Origin of the sequence: Phyllobacterium sp. 22229 (assembly GCF_052056495.1) — a bacterium.
GTDB classification, from domain to species: domain Bacteria; phylum Pseudomonadota; class Alphaproteobacteria; order Rhizobiales; family Rhizobiaceae; genus Phyllobacterium; species Phyllobacterium myrsinacearum.
Genome location: NZ_JBQEPA010000013.1, coordinates 48,557 through 64,888, shown reverse-complemented (window position 1 = coordinate 64,888; position 16,332 = coordinate 48,557). Strand labels below are relative to the sequence as shown.

The following is a 16,332-nucleotide window of genomic DNA, read 5'->3' as shown; positions in this document are numbered from 1 at the left end:
GGTCGGCCAAATAACAAAGTGTAACACATTGAAATATATAGGTTGCAGTGCACAAATAAACGCCGGGAAAGCGTTTTTTTACAGAGAGTTAAGCATGAAGCGCGGGAAGTGCAGAAAGCACCTTATGCAGGGTTTCAATGGTTGACATGTCGGCGACTCCGTCGACTTTTTCTGGGCGAAAATGGCGCTGGAACGCTAAAATGCCTAATTCTGTCGACCTTCCGAACACACTGTCGATAGGCACATCATAGCCGTAGAGCGCCAGCATGCTCTGCAAAGCCTCGACCGGCTGGCCCCGGTCGCCGAGGGAAAAGAACCGCCCGCCCCGGATGGGCGATGGCGCCACCCAGTGGCCAACACCGGAATTGTAGAGAACCGGCCACGGGAATTTTTCGCCCGGATCGATCTTGCGCGCAGGCGCGATATCGGAGTGGGCGAGCACGTTCTCCGGACGCATCTTGTGGCGCGACACGATCCCCTTGCACAGGTCGATCACCGCATCGATCTGCGCATCGCTGAAATCGGGGAAATTCAGCAGCGGTCCGCCATTGACGATCTCGATGCCGATGGAGCAGGAATTGATGTCCGTCTCGCCCTTCCAGTGGCTTTGCCCGGCATGCCAGGCACGCTGGCTTTCGGGAACGAGTTGAACAATGCGCCCATCCTCATGCACGACATAGTGGGCGGAGACTTCACTCTGCGGGTTGGTCAGCCAACCCTCGGCCGCCTCTCCCGTTTCCATGCCGGTATAATGCAGGACGAGATAGGACGGATGCTTGCCGTCCTTGCGCGGGCCAAAATTCGGTGAGGGATGCACTTCCGCGCGTAAATGGTCCGGTTTAAACGCGTTCATATGCCTTCAAATCTTTTTCAACTTTTTCCCAGGCCGCATTGATAGCGGCAATGCGCTGATTGGCAATGGCGACAAATTCCTCGGGCACGCCGCGGGCGATCAGCATGTCCGGATGATTTTCACGCACAAGCGCCCTGTAGCGCTTGCGGGCATCTTCGAAACTGACATCCCGCGCCAGACCGAGAACCACGAACGGGTCCGCCTGCCCCCGGCCGACATGCCGCGCCAGAATGCTGTCGAACTGTTCTTCGTCGAGCGCGAAAATCTCGGCGACGGTGCCCAGAAAGATCAGTTCCTTGTCATGCAGCGAGCCGTCGGCCTTGGCAATGTGGAACAGGCCGTCGAGGATATCCTCCAGCATCTTGCAGTTCGGCTTGCCCGTGCCGCACAGGGAAGCCAGCTGCGCCGCATAGGTCTCGTAACCCGCCACATCCTGCTTGGCGAGATTGTAAAGCCGGGTCACCTGATCCTGATAGCGGGGCGGAACGTGAAAAATCTCGTGAAATGCCTTGACCTCGACTTCGGTGACAACACCATCGGCCTTGGCCATCTTGGCGGAAAGGGCAATCATGGCGATGGAGAATGCAACGCGCCGCCGGGTCTCGGGGTCTCCCTCGAAGGCTGTACGCACGGCCTCGATGATGCTGGAGAAAGCATCGATGGCAGTCGTGGTAATGAAGTCGCTGATACGGCGCCAGATTGACATGGTATTGTTTTATTCAAATTCTTTCGCAATTGCGAGAGCGATCTGGCATGCCGGCGGCAGACCGGTTGACGCACCCGTCAAAAATAAAATGGCCAGCACGAAGCTGGCCATTTTCATCAGGGATAGCGGCTCTTACTGAACGCCGAGCGCATCCTTGATAACTTTTTCCGCCGCATCGGCAGAGGCCTTGATCTGATCGGCCGTCTGGCCGGCAGCCTTGGCCGCATCTTCCGCAGCCTTGCGCGCGGTCGCAATGGCGGCCTGCTTCTGTTCTGCCGTCATGGTTGCGGCCTGCTCTTTCAGCTTCTGCAACGTGTCCGCCGCATTCATCGGCGCTGCCGGAGCGGCGGGCGCCTGCGTCGTGGACGGTGTTGCGGGAGCAGCGGGCTTGGCCGGGGTGGCAGCAGGCTGCTCGGTCGCTGCCGGAGCCTTCTTTTCCTCTTCCTTCTTGCCGCATGCGGTCAGTGCAAGAAGCGAAACCATGCCGAGTGAAATAAGTAGTTTGCTGTTCATGGGTATACCCTCTCCGTTTCAACCAAATACGTCCCTCACGTTGTTATCTTACCTGAATTGAGGCAAAGTTGGGTCTTGTTTTAAAGTTCGGTTAACTTTTCATCGAATATCCGCATAAACGCAGGCAAACCGGCCATTTTCCGGCGGTTGTGCCAAGCCGGTTCTTTTGCAAGACTCGCCCCTTCGATCCCACGCCAGCAGAGTGCCCCGCATGTCCCCTTCCCCCTTGATTCGCGTCCTGACGGCGCAGGATGCCGCCGCCTTTCAGTCCCTGCGCCTGCATGGCCTTCAAAACACACCGGAAAGTTTCGGCTCGAGCTACGAGGATGAGGCCGGCCGCACGCCAACCGAGATTGAACGGATGCTTGACGCCAGACCCAATGCCGTGTTCGGCGCCTTTGCCGGGAGCGAACTGGTCGGCATGGCGGGTTTCGCGACGACGGCCAAGGCCAAACAGAAGCACAAGGGCCTGCTGTGGGGCGTTTTCGTTCATGCGGACTGGCGCGGCCACGATCTTGGCCGGAAGCTGACCCTGGCGGTCATCGATCATGCCCGCGCGCATGTCGACACGCTGCACGCAACGGTCATGGCAGCCAACCTGCCCGCCCGCACCCTCTATCTCGGATTGGGCTTCACGGTGTTTGGTTTTGAAAGGGATGCCCTGCGCATCAACGGCCAATCCTACGATGATGAATTGCTGCGGCTCGATTTGCGTTGAGGCGGCCGGCAAAAATCGTCGTGCCATCTTGAAAATCGGGCGGATTGCGGTTATATCGCCAGATAATGATTAGCGTGCTACTTATTGTCTGGCTATGATATGAACCCGATGACGCCCCGCGACACCTATATTGACGAGCTTTCGAAAGTCAGCCGCAAGATCCGCACATTGTTCGATGCACGGGTCAAGCAGCGCGGGCTGACCTTTGCCCGCGCCCGGACCATGATGCTGCTCGACCGCATGGAAATCCTCAGCCAGAAGGACCTGGCCGAAGAGCTGGAGATCGAAACGCCCACCATGGTGCGGCTGCTCGACGGGCTGGAAAAGCAGGGCTTTATCGAACGGCGCTCCGTGGACGGCGACCGCCGGGCCAAGCAGATCGTCATGACGCCGCAAGGCGCGGAACTGGCCAGCGAGGTCAATCAGCTGGCGCAGGAATTGCGGGCCGAATTTCTGAAAGGCGTCGACGAGAAGGCGCTTATCGCCGGGCTTGAGGTGATGCGTGCCATCAACCGCAACATTGGCGACATGGACAAGGATCCGGCCGGATGATCCCCGAGGCAGAATTTGTCGGGTATGACCCGCTGAAACTGCAGCCGGAACCACCGGAGGGGGAGGTGCTGCCGGCCCCGCCGCCGGCCATGAGCCCATACTGGTCAGGCATTTATATCGCGGCCTCGACGCTGCTCTCCCTGACGCAAGGGTTGGGGATGAACCTCATCGCCACCAATGTGGCGCAGATTCAGGGGTATCTCGGCGCGACCAACACCGAAACGACGTGGCTGATTGCCGCTTATATGGCACCCAATGTCAGCCTCTCCGTTGCCCTGGTCAAAATCCGCAGCCAGTATGGCCTGCGAAACTTTGCCGAGCTCAGCATCGCCGGATTTGTCCTCATCTCGCTCATGCATCTTTTCGTCACGGACCTGCAATCGGCCATCGTCATCCGCTTTTTCAGCGGCATCGCGGCCTCGCCCATGTCGACCCTTGCTTTTCTTTATATGCTCGAAGCATTTCCGCCCGCGCGCAAATTGACCGTCGCGGTTTGTCTCGTGCTGACCAATATATCTATGGCATCGCCGCTTGCGCGGTTTCTGTCGCCATCATTGCTCGAGTTTGGCCAATGGCGCGGCCTCTACATGTTTGAGGTTTCGCTGGCCTTCATTGCCCTTGCGATCATCTATCTCTTGCCGCTGACACCGCCACCGCGCGCCAAGGTCATCGAAAAACTTGATATTCTGAGCTATCTGCTGATCGCGATCGGCTTTGGCTGTACCGCTGTCGTTCTCGTCATGGGGCGCCTCTATTGGTGGACCGAGGTACCCTGGCTCGGCATTCTTCTCGCCATTGCCGTCATCACGGTCACCACGGCGGTGGTCATCGACCTCAACCGGACAAAGCCGCTGCTAGATATTCGCTGGATCGTCAGCAGGGAGATACTGCATCTGGCAGGGACCATCCTGTTGTTTCGGCTGATCGTTTCCGAGCAGGCCACCGTTGCCACCAACTTCTTCCAGAATCTCGGTCTGCTCAACGAACAGATCGCCGCGCTCTATGTGGTGATGATGGTATCGATGGTCGTCGCGGGCCTCTGCTGCGCCGCGGTGATGAAGCCGGAACGCGCGCCAGCCATCCATGTGGTCGCCCTGATCTTCCTGATCGTCGGTTCCTATATGGACAGCCAGGCAACGAACCTGACCCGCCCGGAGAACATGTATGTCAGCCAGGCACTGATCGCCGCGGCAACTGTGATCTTCCTGCCGCCCGCCATGTCGGCCGGCCTGACATCCGCCCTGAAACGCGGTCCGGTCTATATCGTCAATTTCTTCGTCGTGTTTCTGGCAACACAAAGCCTCGGCGGTCTGCTCGGCACCGCCGTCTTCGGCAGTTTCATCACCATCCGCGAGAAATTCCATTCCAACGTACTGGCGGAACACATCGTCCTGTCCGACCCGCTCGTCGCCCAGCGTGTGGCGCAACTGGCCAGCGGCTATGGCCGTGTCATCACCGACAAGGCATTGCTCAACGCCGAAGGGATCGCGCTCCTGTCGCAGCAGACCACGCGCGAAGCCAATATCCTTGCCTATAACGACGCATTCTTCCTGATTGCGGCGATCTCGTTCTTTGCTCTCGTCGCCCTTCTCACCCATCTCGGCTTTCGCTATGCCGCCGGAAAATTCATGGCTCCGCGCGTGACTGGCGGATTGGCCCAACCAAGTTCATAAGATCATGTCCACATTGCTCCGCAACACCGCCACCCTCATCGCCATTCTTCTCGGCCTGCTCGGCCTTGTGCTGGTTCTCTATGCGTGGCGGCTGCCGCCGTTCAACAGCAATGTCGAGATCACCGAGAATGCCTATGTCAAAGGCTATGTGACACTCATCAGCCCGCAGCTCAGCGGATACGTGGTCGAAGTCCCGGTGCAGGACTACCAGCAGGTTAAGGAAGGGCAGCTGCTGGTGCGGATCGATGACAGGATCTATGCGCAGAAACTCGAACAGGCGAAGGCAACTCTGGCGAGCCAGCAGGCGGCCCTCAACAACTCGACCCAGCAGGAACGGGCGGCGGAAGCGCGTATCGGTTCGAGCCAGGCACAGCTCGACAGTGCCAATTCGGGCCTGCGGCGCACACAGGCCAACTGGGCCCGCATTGAACCGCTCACCATCAAGGGTGTCATGACCAAGAGCGATTCCGATCAGGCCGAAACCGCGCTTGAACAGGCGCAGTCGGCGGTAACCCAGGCGCAGGCGGCGCTGGAAGTTTCCAGGCAGGACCTGGAGACCATCAAGGTGAGCCGCGGCTCGCTCGAAGCTGCTGTCGCCGGCGCTGTGGCTGCCGTCAATCTCGCCGAAATCGACATGACCAACACAAAGGTCCTTGCCCCGCGCGACGGCACGGTGGGCGAAGTGGGCGCGAAACTCGGACAGTACGTCACCGCCGGAACGCAGCTGATGGCCGTCGTGCCGCCTGATGTCTGGATCATCGCCAACTTCAAGGAAACCCAGCTCAGCGATATCAGGATCGGCCAGCCCGTGACGTTCACGGTGGACGCGCTGAACCGCAAGCGCCTGAACGGCCATGTCGAGCGCTTTGCGCCGGCCGCCGGCTCGGAGTTCAGCGTGCTCAAGCCCGACAATGCAACCGGTAATTTCACCAAGGTTGCTCAGCGCATTTCCGTGCGCATCTCTGTCGATCCCGGTCAGGAGCTGGCACAATATCTCGCGCCCGGCATGTCGGTCGTGGTGCGAACCGAACTGGAAAAATAGGCGCGCAGCCTGTTTTTTTCTGGAGCCGCAGAGGCTTAGCCGCGTAACCTGAATCAATCCGGCAAGGACTTGATTCAAAACCGTCACGGCTTTGTTACATCGAAATGTTAGGCGGAGAGGAATTTCCAACAAAGGGGATTCGATCCGATGCCGTTTGCGAAACAGCCCGACAGCGCCACCGCGCCGCGGCATGAAAAAGTTCAAAACGCCGTACGCCAGAACAGGCTTCTGTCAAAAGCCGGACTTTCCGAACGGCTGTTTGCCCATGTCTTCAAGGGCCTCGTCTATCCGCAGATATGGGAAGACCCCGAGGTCGACATGGAGGCGCTGCAGATCCATTCCGGCCACCGGATTGTCACCATTGCATCAGGCGGCTGCAACGCCATGTCGTACCTCACGGCCGATCCCGCCAGCGTCGAGGCGGTCGATCTCAATACGGCCCACGTGGCCTTCAACCGCCTGAAGCTCGCCGCCGTTACCCGCCTGCCCAATTACGATGCCTTCTACCGTTTCTATGGAACGGCTGACGACAAGGCGAACCTTGCCGCTTATGAACGCTTTATCCAGCCGTATCTCGACGGCACCAGCCGCGCCTATTGGGAAAAGCGGATGCTGTCCGGACGCCGCCGCATCACCATCTTTTCGCGCGACCTTTACCGGCATGGCCTGCTTGGCCTGTTCATCGGCATGGGCCACCGTGTCGCCAGGCTCTATGGCATCGATCCGCGCGACATTCTCAAGGCCGCGACAATCGAAGAGCAGCGCGCCTATTTCGATCGCGCCCTTGCCCCGCTTTTCGACAAGCGCATGGTACGCTGGGCAACGAAGCGCAAATCCTCGCTGTTTGGCCTCGGTATCCCGCCGCAGCAATATGATGCACTGGCGACAGCGGGCGACGGCAACATGGCACTGGTGCTGCGCCGCCGCCTGGAAAAACTCGCCTGCGGCTTCCCCCTCTCCGAAAACTATTTCGCCTGGCAGGCTTTTGGGCGCGGCTACAGCGACAACGCCGAAACCGGCCCGCTGCCGCCCTATCTCTCGCGCAACAATTTCGAGAACGTGCGCGACCGCGCCGAACGCATGAGCGTCGTCAATGCATCGTTGACGGAGTTTCTCGCAGCAAAACCCGCTGGTTCCGTCGACCGCTTCATCCTCCTCGATGCGCAGGACTGGATGAACGACCGGCAGCTGAACGAACTCTGGCACGAGATCACCCGCACCGCCGCGCCCGGCGCGCGTGTCATTTTCCGCACGGCGGCTGAACCCACCATCCTGCCGGGCCGCATCGACGACGCCCTGCTGGAGCGCTGGGATTACCGGGAGGAACAGTCTCTCGACCTGCATGCCCGCGACCGGTCGTCCATCTATGGCGGCTTCCATCTCTACCTGCTCAAGGATTGATACCGATGTTTGCCAAGATCGAACATGGGCCGCTGATGGATCGTGTCTACCGGCACCAGCGCCATTTCTACGATGCCACGCGCAAATATTACCTGCTCGGGCGCGATCCGATGATCGCGGGCCTCATGCCGCCGGCCAATGGCAGCATCCTGGAGATCGGTTGCGGTACCGGCCGCAATCTGGTCATGGCCGGAGCGGCGTACCCGACGACGAAGCTCTATGGCATCGACATTTCCAACGAAATGCTGACGACGGCCCGCAAGAAGGTGACGGCTGCCGGTCTGGGCGAGCGCACCGAACTTGCCTATGCCGATGCGGCAAAATTCGACCCATCTGCCCTGTTCGGCCGCGCCCAGTTTGACCGGATTTTCATCTCCTACGCGGTGTCGATGATCCCGCAATGGGAAAGCGTCATGCGCGAGGCGGTCAACCATCTGGCTCCCGGCGGCCAGCTGCATATCGTCGATTTCGGCGATCTGAAGGACTTGCCTGGCGCCGCAAAAGCCGCGCTCTACAAATGGCTCGAATGGTATCACGTCACCCCGCGCAACAACCTGTTCGCGGTGGCGCAGGATATTGCCGCGGCAACGGGCGCGCACGCCGAAGCGCAAAGGCTCTACCGCGGCTTTGCCTGGATTTCGATCATCAGCCGCCCGGGCTGAGGCGTCCCCGCGCCTATTTGCAGAGATCGCCCTTGGCGACAACCGAGCTTGGTGCTGCAAGGCAATAGAGCTTGGTGATATTGGCAATCGTGCGCTCGCCGAGCGGATTGGCGTCCAGTTCGTCGCCGCTTTCCGATTGCTGCAGCTCGCAATCTTTGCGCAGCAGGCACATGACCGGGATACGCGCCATCGCCGTTGCCGTCTTGAACATGCCACGCCGGCCATCCATGGCACCGGTGTTGTGCACGCGATACCACTGGTGTGTGCGGGAAATGCGGAAGAACGCGCGCGGGTTTGACAGGATGGCAAGCCGCGACATCAGGTCGTTGTCGGCAAAGAGATCGACAACCTGCCCGTCATAGGGCTCGGTCAGCCGGAAATTGTTCGACACGAACGTGGAATTGAAGACAATTGCCGCCGTGCATGGAAATGCCGCAGCCATGTGCCGGGCAAGGCCACCGCCCAGTTCGTGTCCGACAGTGATGTAATCGATGGGCAGGCCGTCCGAGTTCTTCTGCGCGTCCGCCCTGATCTTGGCAAACTCCTGGCGCGCCGTGCGGTACTGATCCCATGGGTTGAGGATCTGGGTGAAATAGCTGAGCTCGCTGACAAACCCCGGAATGCTCGCCAGGCCATCGGCGCCGCGGAACACGATCATGAACGACATGCGGTCCGAACTGCGGCGCCGATAGACTTCCGCATAAAACCCGCCAGCCCTGGCGATGGGTTCGCCAAACGGCTCCCAGCCGAAATATTCGGTCTTCAGATCAAAATGGTGCCGTGCAACCGGCTTGTACACATTCGACGCATAGGCGGCGTAGACGCCGAAATAATCCGCAATCAGTTCATTGTTGTAGCCGGGATAACCGCGATAATTGCGCCAGAAGCTCGGCACGGTGGGACGAACGCAGTGCTCCGCATGGCTGTTGCCGATGCCCAGCTCCGGGCGGTCGATCGTCACCCATGCAGCCACTGTCGCATTGGCAAGGCCAATGACGCAGATCACAAGTACAGCCCAGCCGATTTTCCTGATCATACGCTTCCCCGGACCGGTCACATGGCCGTGCTGCCAGAACGTTTGCCGCCTGTTATATCAAACACGAAGATGTGACCCATCATACCCCGCAACTCTCATACAGATATCACATTGAAAAATCATGACAAAGGAAAGGCATACTGCCATCAACCATAATCTCCGCCGGTCATGATGTGTTAAGCATAATGCCGCATGAGTGGAAACATAGGAAATGCCCCTCCACGATTCGAGTACGGACCGCCATTGATGAAGCGACTTGCTGCTGGATTACTGACCCTTCTTCTCGCCGGTTGCACGACGGTCGACTACGATTTTTCCGACGCAAAAAAGCGAGGCCCTTCCGCCCCTCTGCAGCAGATCGCAGCCCCCGCAGGCAAGGTCAACGCCCCCCGCTTCGACGACAGCAATCCGCATGACTGGAAAGGCAGAACGCCCTGGCACTATCCCGTGCACGGGACGGACGTCTCGAAATACCAGTCCGCCATCGACTGGTCGACCGTGCGCGGCAACCGCATCTCGTTTGTCTTCATCAAGGCCACCGAAGGCGCCGACCGGGTCGATGACCGTCTCGCCGACAACTGGCAGGGCGCACGTGCCGCTGGCATTCCGCGCGGTGCCTATCATTTCTATTATTTCTGCCGGACTGCCAAGGAACAGGCGCAATGGTTCATCCGCAACGTGCCGAACGATCCCGGTGCCCTGCCGCCCGTTCTCGACATGGAATGGAACGCCGCATCGCCAACCTGCAAGCTGCGCCCCAATGCGGCGGTGGTGCGCAGCGAAATGCGCGTGTTCATCGACATTCTCGAGCGCCATTACGGGAAACGGCCGATCATCTACACCACCGTCGACTTCTTCGACGATAACGACCTGAGGCAACTGGCCGGCTATCCGTTCTGGTTGCGCTCGGTTGCCGGTCATCCCGATGAAAAATACGGACCGCATCCCTGGACGTTCTGGCAGTACACCGGAACCGGCGCCATTCCCGGCATTCGCGGCGATGCGGACATCAACGTGTTCGCAGGCGACGAAGCGGCCTGGAAGCAGTGGCTTGTGCGCAACAAGGTGCGATAAAGTCACACTGGGTCTCTTCTCGCAATTCTGTGACTTCACGAGGGGGACATAATCGTGCATTAGCAGGACAAGCTCGCGCGCCTGCTGGCGCCCCCTGTTACCAACGAGATTTCCCTGATGAACAAACTATCGATTGCTCTTGCCGCCGCAGTTCTTTCTGCGACAAGTTCTGCTTATGCACTGGACCAGATCAACCACCAGCAACCGGCAGCTGTGAAGCCTGCCTGCGGCGGCGAGATGGAACCCTGGTTCAACGGCCTTATCGCCGAAGCAAGAGCGGCAGGCGTGACCGACAAGGGCCTTGGTGAACTGCTCAAGGCATCGCTCGATGACAAGGTTCTGCAGCGTGACCGCGCGCAGGGCGTATTCAGCCAGACATTCCTGACATTCTCGACCCGCATGGTGTCCGATTACCGCCTCAAGCAGGGCGCAGCCAATCTGAAGAAATATGCCGACACCTTTGCCAGGGCAGAATCCGAATACGGGGTGCCGGGTCCGGTGATTGCCGCATTCTGGGGACTGGAAACCGATTTCGGCGCCGTCCAGGGCGATTTCGACACGCTGAACGCGCTGCTCACCCTCTCCTTCGATTGCCGCCGTCCGGAGCTGTTCCGGCCGCAGCTGATCGCCCTGCTCAAGCTGTTCGACAAGGGCGTCGTCGATTCCAAGACCACCGGCGCATGGGCTGGTGAAATCGGCCAGATGCAGATGCTGCCGACCGATTATCTGGAGCGCGGCGTCGATGGCGACGGTGACGGCAAGGTCGACCTCAAGAACAGTGCGCCGGACGCCATCATGACGGCTGCGCGCGTCCTGCGCGATCTCGGCTGGCGCAAGGGCGAGCCCTGGCTGGAGGAAGTCAAGCTGACGCGGGACCTGCCTTGGGAAAATGCCCTGCGGACGAACCGCCTCCCCCATTCCAAATGGTCCGAATGGGGCGTGATGGGCATGAAGGGGCCGCTGGGTCCCGACAATGGCGATGCATCCCTCCTGCTGCCGATGGGCCGCAAGGGACCGGCATTCCTGTCCTACGCCAATTTCGACGTTTTCGTCGAATGGAACAAATCCATCATCTACGCGACAACGGCCGCCTATTTCGCGGCACGTCTTGCCGGTGCGGGTCCGCTTGAGCCGACCACGCCCGAAACGGGCCTCACACAGGAACAGATGAAGGAACTGCAGACCAAGCTCGCCGCCCGCGGCCACGATATGGGCCCGAAGATCGATGGCGTGTTCGGCATCCTGACCCGCGATGCGGTGCGCGACGAGCAGATCCGCCTGGGCCTTCCGGCAGATTCCTGGCCAACCCCGGAATTGCTCAGCAAGCTTTAAACCTTATTCCCTGTGTTCGGCCGGCGCCATCGTTTCCAGCGAAGCAAAGCCCTCCGGCCGCTCGCCCTCGTCGAACGGGGTTTCCACCTCGACGAACATATCGGGGTAAAACCCGTTGAAACGGGTGCGCAGCGACAGGGAATAGGCGCCGATATTGCCGATTTCGATCCAGTCCCCGGTTGCCACCGTCTCCGGCAGCCAGAACGGCCGTGACAGGATGTCGACGGAATCGCAGGTCGCGCCGCAGACGCGGAACGGCACGATGTCCCGGACATTGCCGCTGCGATGCTTGTGCGCGGGGTCGGGTATGAACCGCGCCGGCAGGGTGATCTTGCCGGTCCACGAGTCCGACAACGACGCCCAGATGCCGTCATTGATATAAAGCCGCCTGCCCTTGCGCAGGAGCACGCGCACGATCAGCGAAAAGGCGCGCGCCACGATCACCCGGCCGGGTTCCGCCACCAGCGGCAGATCGTCAAACCCCCATTCCTTGATGTCGCCGCGCAGACGCGACATCAATTGCCCGAGCGAGGGCATCTCCACATGCTTGCGCTTGGGATCATGGCCATATTCGGCCGGAAATCCGCCGCCGACGTCGAGCCCGGCCAGCGGCACGCCCGCACGGTTGCGCACCCAGTCGGCTGACCGCAGGGCGCGTTCATAGGTATCGGGATCCTCGATCTGGCTGCCGACGTGGAAACAGATGCCGACCTTGTAGCCGATCTTGTGCAACCGCTGCAGAAGCTCGACCGCATGGGCCGGTGTTGCGCCGAATTTCTTCGACAGCTCATAGGCCGCATGGCCCTTGGTCTGCAGCCGCACGTAAAGGGTGATGCTGCCCGGATCGATATCGAGCGCGCGCACGATGCGCGTTATCTTGGCAATCTCGTCCTCATGGTCGACGGCCAGGATGCGGATGCCGTAGGTTTCAAGCGCAAGCCGGATATCCGACTGGGCCTTGATGGGGTGCATGTAGAGCATATGCGCATTCGGGGCGACCTTGCGCACCGCAGCGAACTCGCCCGGCGATGCCACGTCGAACGTGTTGACGCCGTTGCGCGCCAGTGTTTCCAGGACGAGATTTTCGCCGTTGGTCTTGACCGCATAGGCGGTCTCGCCGGGGAACATCTGCATGAACTGGTGCGCGTCTTCGACCAGCACATCCGGCCGAAAGCAATAAACGGGTTGATCGGGCCGCAGGGTAAGTGCTGCATCGCGGGCCGAGGCGAATCGTTGCATCTTGATCGTCTGCTCCATGCATAACTCTTAGCAAGAGCAGATGACGGACGAAAGTCGCTTTCTCCATGCAGGAAACGGGTGGCAATTTACCGGCGTTCACCTAGAAATATCCGGCATAGCGCCAGATTCGGGGGATTTCCAGTGGCCGTAAACCAGACAACACAGCCCAACCCGCTCGCCATGACCGGCTTTGTCTGGCTGCAACTGCTGCTGCTGGGCGCCATATGGGGCGGTTCGTTCTTCTTCGCCAAAATCGCCGTGCACGTCATTCCGCCACTGACGCTGGTGCTGTTTCGCGTCGCCATCGCCGCCCTCGCCCTGCACATCTATCTCCTCGCCCGCGGCATCCGGTTCTGGGACTATCGCCAGCACGCCCTCGGTTTTGCCGGACTGGGGCTCCTGAACAACGTCATTCCCTTCTCGCTGCTGTTCATCGGCCAGACCGCGCTCGGTGCCGGGCTGGAATCCATCCTCAACGCCACGACGCCAATCTGGACAGTGATCATCGCCACATTCCTCACCGTCGATGAAAAGATCAGCGCCAACAAGATCGCCGGCATCCTGCTCGGTGTCTTCGGCACGGTGGTGATGATCGGGCCCGGCGTCCTCTCCGGCCTGGGCGGGCCGCTGTGGGCGGAAATCGCCGTGCTCGCCGCCACACTCTCCTATGCCTTCGCCAGCATTCTCGCCAAGCGGTTCAAGGGCATTCCGCCAACGGTGACCGCGACCGGCCAGATGACCGCTTCGACGCTGATCATGATCCCCGTCGTCCTGCTTTCCAGCGGCATGCCGGATTTTGCCGCGCCCGATCAGGGCGTCTGGGCCGCCGTGTTCAGCCTCGGGCTGCTCTCCACTGCCTTCGCCTACATCCTGTTCTTTTCCATCGTCCGCGCCGGCGGCGCCACCAATGCCTCGCTGGTCACGCTGGTGGTTCCCGTCAGCGCGATCCTGCTTGGAACAGTTTTTCTCGGGGAGGAACTGGGCTTGAAGGATTTTGCCGGCATGGCGCTCATCGCCCTTGGCCTTCTGACCATCGACGGCAGGCTGCTCGCAGCGTTGCAAAAACCGCAAAAAAGATAGAGTTTTCAACAAATCCTAACGGGTACGGCTCGGTATTTCCGGGCTGGATTGCGGCGCAATTGTGTCACAAACCAGTGAGAAAACACGTGCATTGCATCTTGGTGCAATGCAAAAATAAACCAAATTCCCGGTCATTTTATCGTGAATTGACGATTTTTCATTCCAGTAAATGCGTTTCATTTCAGAAACTTACCGTTGAAGAGCAAAAAATTTCTACAGATCATGTCACATCGCGGTAACATTTCCGCTTTTTCTGTGGCAATTTTCCGCTATGCTAAGACGGTTAACTGCAGGAGACAAACAATGGGACTTACACGTTCGATGAACGTCCTCATGATCTGTGCAGCGTTCGCATTTATCGGTGCAATGGTCGTAGGACTCATACCCTGATTGAGAAAAAGAGCGCCGTGGAGATGGTCTCTGACCGTTAAGAAGGTGACAGACAAATTTGGATGGCCCGGTTGCAACAACCGGGCCATTTCCAATTTAACGCTACTGCCGGATATCAGGCCGCGCCAGCCAAGGCCGGTTCCAGCGGTGCGCTGGCAGGGCGGATGCCGATGAGGTGGCAGATGGCGAAGGCAAGATCGGCCCGGTTCATCGTGTAGAAATGGAAATCCTGAACGCCGCGCTCGACCAGATCGAGAACCTGCTCGGCAGCCACCGCCGATGAGACCAGCGCATGGGTCTGCGGATCGTTTTCCAGCCCCTCGAACCGCTCGGCCAGCCATGCCGGAATGTGGGTCCCGGCCTTCGAGCAGAAATTGGTGACCTGCGTGAAATTGTGGATCGGCAGGATGCCCGGCAGGATCGGAATATAGATACCGGCGCGGCGGACCTTTTCGACGTAACGCTCGTAGAGATCGTTCTCGAAGAAGAACTGCGTGATCGCCCGCGTCGCGCCATTGTCGACCTTGCGCTTGAGCATGTCGATATCGGTGGCGAAATCCGGGCTTTCCGGGTGCTTTTCCGGATAGGCGGAAACGGAAATGTCGAAATCGGCAAAGGCCTTCAGCCCGGCGACGAGATCGGCACCGTTTTCATAACCGCCGGGTGTCGGCTTGTAATGGGCACCGACGCCGCCGGCCGGATCGCCGCGCAGGGCGACGAAGCGCTTCACACCCATGGCCGCAAACTCGCGCACCACGGTATCGACCTCTTCCTTGGTCGCATCGACGCAGGTCAGGTGCGCGGCGGCATTCACATCCGTTTCGGTCAGGATGCGCTTGATGGTGCGCGCCGTGCGTTCGCGGGTGGAACCGCCGGCACCGTAGGTTACAGACACGAATTCGGGATTGAGCGGCGCAAGGCGCGTCACGGTTTCCCACAGGCGCTCTTCCATCACCTCGGTCTTCGGCGGGAAGAATTCAAAGGAAACCCGGATATTGGTTCCAAGGTCGGCACGGCGGGATTGGCGGAAAAAGCTCATCAGACACTCTCCGTTACGCGGGAGGTTAAAGCGGGATCAGCAATCAGCAGGCGCGGGTCGCGTGCCAACCACAGTTTGACGGTCAGTTTGTCTTTGTCTTTTGGTTCAAGTTCGAGGCTGTTTTCCAGCGCCAGCCCGGCCTCGGTCAGCCAGTCGCGCATCTGGTTGTCGTTGAAGCCAAGCCGTATATGCGCATGGCTGTCCCGCAGGAATTCAAGATCGTGCGGGGCGAAATCAACGATCAGCATGCGCCCGCCTGCACGCAAGGCGCGGGCCGCCTCGCGAATGGCTTCGGCAGGATTGTCTAGGAAATGCAGCACCTGATGAATGGTCACCAGATCAAAGGATTCCCGGTCCACCGGCAGCGAATAGACGTCACCCTGGCGGACCTGCGCATTGGTGATGCCGGACCGGTCGAGATTGGAGCGGGCAATGGTCAGCATGTCGCGATTGATATCGATGCCGACACCGCGCACGTAAAGCGGGGCAAACAGTTCGAGAAGGCGGCCGGTGCCGGTGCCCACATCAAGCATCGCCTGGAACGGCGTGCGCCCAATGATCTTCGTCAGCGCGGCTTCCACCGCGCCATCCGGCACATGCAGCGAACGGATCGCATCCCAGCTCGTGGCATTGGCACTGAAATAGGCGGCGGCCCGCTCGCGGCGCTGCAGCTTCACCGAGCCGAGCCGCTCGATATCGCGCTCCAGCAACGGATCGGACACATCAAGACGATCGAGCAGGATCCGGGCGATATCGCCAACCACCAGGGATTCAGCCAGACGGAAATAGGCCCAGGAGCCCTCCTGATAGCGGTTGATCAGATTGGCTTCGAACAGCAGCTTGAGATGGCGGGAGACGCGCGGCTGCGACTGCCCGAGGATGGAGGTCAGATCGGAAACCGTCAGATCGCCGCGAGACAACAGCGCCAGAATGCGCAGGCGGCTAGGCTCCGCCGCTGCTTTCAGCGTATCGACCATCAGGTCAAGATTGAGATCACGTTTGTCCATCAAGACACCTTCAAA

16 protein-coding genes are annotated in these 16,332 nt (G+C 59.8%); 9 read left to right on the top strand and 7 right to left on the bottom strand.

The window, feature by feature from the left end:
- Positions 1-88 precede the first annotated feature (88 nt).
- The 3 genes from ACTJJ7_RS16845 to ACTJJ7_RS16835 form a co-directional block, all read right to left on the bottom strand.
- Entirely contained in the window at positions 89-853 is a 765-nt protein-coding gene (locus tag ACTJJ7_RS16845) for an N-acetylmuramoyl-L-alanine amidase (protein WP_130269975.1), read from the bottom strand.
- On the bottom strand, positions 840-1,559 hold the full coding sequence (locus ACTJJ7_RS16840) for a J domain-containing protein (RefSeq protein ID WP_105732182.1): 720 nt from the start codon (positions 1,557-1,559) through the stop codon (positions 840-842). Before ACTJJ7_RS16840 ends, ACTJJ7_RS16845 begins: the two co-directional genes overlap by 14 nt.
- 132 nt (positions 1,560-1,691) lie before the next feature.
- Positions 1,692-2,072, bottom strand: coding sequence for a hypothetical protein (locus tag ACTJJ7_RS16835; protein WP_199537956.1), 381 nt, complete (start codon positions 2,070-2,072; stop codon positions 1,692-1,694).
- 211 nt (positions 2,073-2,283) lie between these two features.
- Between ACTJJ7_RS16835 and ACTJJ7_RS16830 the strand changes: the two genes are divergently transcribed.
- The 6 genes from ACTJJ7_RS16830 to ACTJJ7_RS16805 all read left to right on the top strand — a co-directional run bounded on the left by ACTJJ7_RS16830 (position 2,284) and on the right by ACTJJ7_RS16805 (position 8,120).
- Complete coding sequence (locus ACTJJ7_RS16830; protein ID WP_105732181.1) at positions 2,284-2,790, top strand: GNAT family N-acetyltransferase; 507 nt, start codon at positions 2,284-2,286, stop codon at positions 2,788-2,790.
- Between the two features lie 108 nt (positions 2,791-2,898).
- Positions 2,899-3,342 (top strand): MarR family winged helix-turn-helix transcriptional regulator, encoded by a 444-nt coding sequence (locus ACTJJ7_RS16825; protein WP_245457765.1) that lies wholly within the window; start codon positions 2,899-2,901, stop codon positions 3,340-3,342.
- A gap of 89 nt (positions 3,343-3,431) precedes the next feature.
- Positions 3,432-5,015, top strand: a complete 1,584-nt coding sequence (locus ACTJJ7_RS16820; protein ID WP_245421002.1) for an MFS transporter — start codon at positions 3,432-3,434, stop codon at positions 5,013-5,015.
- Positions 5,016-5,019: 4 nt separating this feature from the next.
- Positions 5,020-6,057, top strand: a complete 1,038-nt coding sequence (locus tag ACTJJ7_RS16815; RefSeq protein WP_440968233.1) for an HlyD family secretion protein — start codon at positions 5,020-5,022, stop codon at positions 6,055-6,057.
- A 147-nt stretch (positions 6,058-6,204) separates the two neighbouring features.
- Positions 6,205-7,458: a DUF3419 family protein gene (locus tag ACTJJ7_RS16810; RefSeq protein ID WP_440968232.1), complete on the top strand. Its 1,254-nt coding sequence runs from the start codon at positions 6,205-6,207 to the stop codon at positions 7,456-7,458.
- A 5-nt stretch (positions 7,459-7,463) separates the two neighbouring features.
- The gene (locus ACTJJ7_RS16805; RefSeq protein WP_440968231.1) at positions 7,464-8,120 is read left to right on the top strand and encodes a class I SAM-dependent methyltransferase; all 657 of its coding nucleotides are present in this window, start codon (positions 7,464-7,466) and stop codon (positions 8,118-8,120) included.
- A gap of 13 nt (positions 8,121-8,133) precedes the next feature.
- On the opposite strand, the gene ACTJJ7_RS16800 is transcribed toward ACTJJ7_RS16805, so the two are convergent.
- A complete protein-coding gene (locus tag ACTJJ7_RS16800) occupies positions 8,134-9,156 on the bottom strand; it encodes a hypothetical protein (protein ID WP_440968230.1) in 1,023 nt (340 codons plus the stop codon).
- 246 nt (positions 9,157-9,402) lie between these two features.
- Between ACTJJ7_RS16800 and ACTJJ7_RS16795 the strand changes: the two genes are divergently transcribed.
- Both ACTJJ7_RS16795 and ACTJJ7_RS16790 read left to right on the top strand, forming a co-directional pair.
- Positions 9,403-10,230: a glycoside hydrolase family 25 protein gene (locus ACTJJ7_RS16795; protein ID WP_440968229.1), complete on the top strand. Its 828-nt coding sequence runs from the start codon at positions 9,403-9,405 to the stop codon at positions 10,228-10,230.
- Positions 10,231-10,467: 237 nt separating this feature from the next.
- Positions 10,468-11,562, top strand: a complete 1,095-nt coding sequence (locus ACTJJ7_RS16790; RefSeq protein ID WP_425350418.1) for a lytic murein transglycosylase — start codon at positions 10,468-10,470, stop codon at positions 11,560-11,562.
- A gap of 3 nt (positions 11,563-11,565) precedes the next feature.
- On the opposite strand, the gene ACTJJ7_RS16785 is transcribed toward ACTJJ7_RS16790, so the two are convergent.
- The gene (locus ACTJJ7_RS16785) at positions 11,566-12,801 is read right to left on the bottom strand and encodes an alanine racemase (protein WP_440968285.1); all 1,236 of its coding nucleotides are present in this window, start codon (positions 12,799-12,801) and stop codon (positions 11,566-11,568) included.
- 141 nt (positions 12,802-12,942) lie between these two features.
- On the opposite strand from ACTJJ7_RS16785, the gene ACTJJ7_RS16780 reads away from it, so the two are divergent.
- A complete protein-coding gene (locus ACTJJ7_RS16780) occupies positions 12,943-13,881 on the top strand; it encodes a DMT family transporter (protein ID WP_440968228.1) in 939 nt (312 codons plus the stop codon).
- Between the two features lie 505 nt (positions 13,882-14,386).
- On the opposite strand, the gene metF is transcribed toward ACTJJ7_RS16780, so the two are convergent.
- Together metF and ACTJJ7_RS16770 are read right to left on the bottom strand one after the other, a co-directional pair.
- The gene (gene metF, locus ACTJJ7_RS16775; protein ID WP_105732171.1) at positions 14,387-15,310 is read right to left on the bottom strand and encodes a methylenetetrahydrofolate reductase [NAD(P)H]; all 924 of its coding nucleotides are present in this window, start codon (positions 15,308-15,310) and stop codon (positions 14,387-14,389) included.
- Positions 15,310-16,317: an ArsR/SmtB family transcription factor gene (locus ACTJJ7_RS16770; RefSeq protein WP_130269957.1), complete on the bottom strand. Its 1,008-nt coding sequence runs from the start codon at positions 16,315-16,317 to the stop codon at positions 15,310-15,312. Before ACTJJ7_RS16770 ends, metF begins: the two co-directional genes overlap by 1 nt.
- Positions 16,318-16,332: the final 15 nt, after the last annotated feature.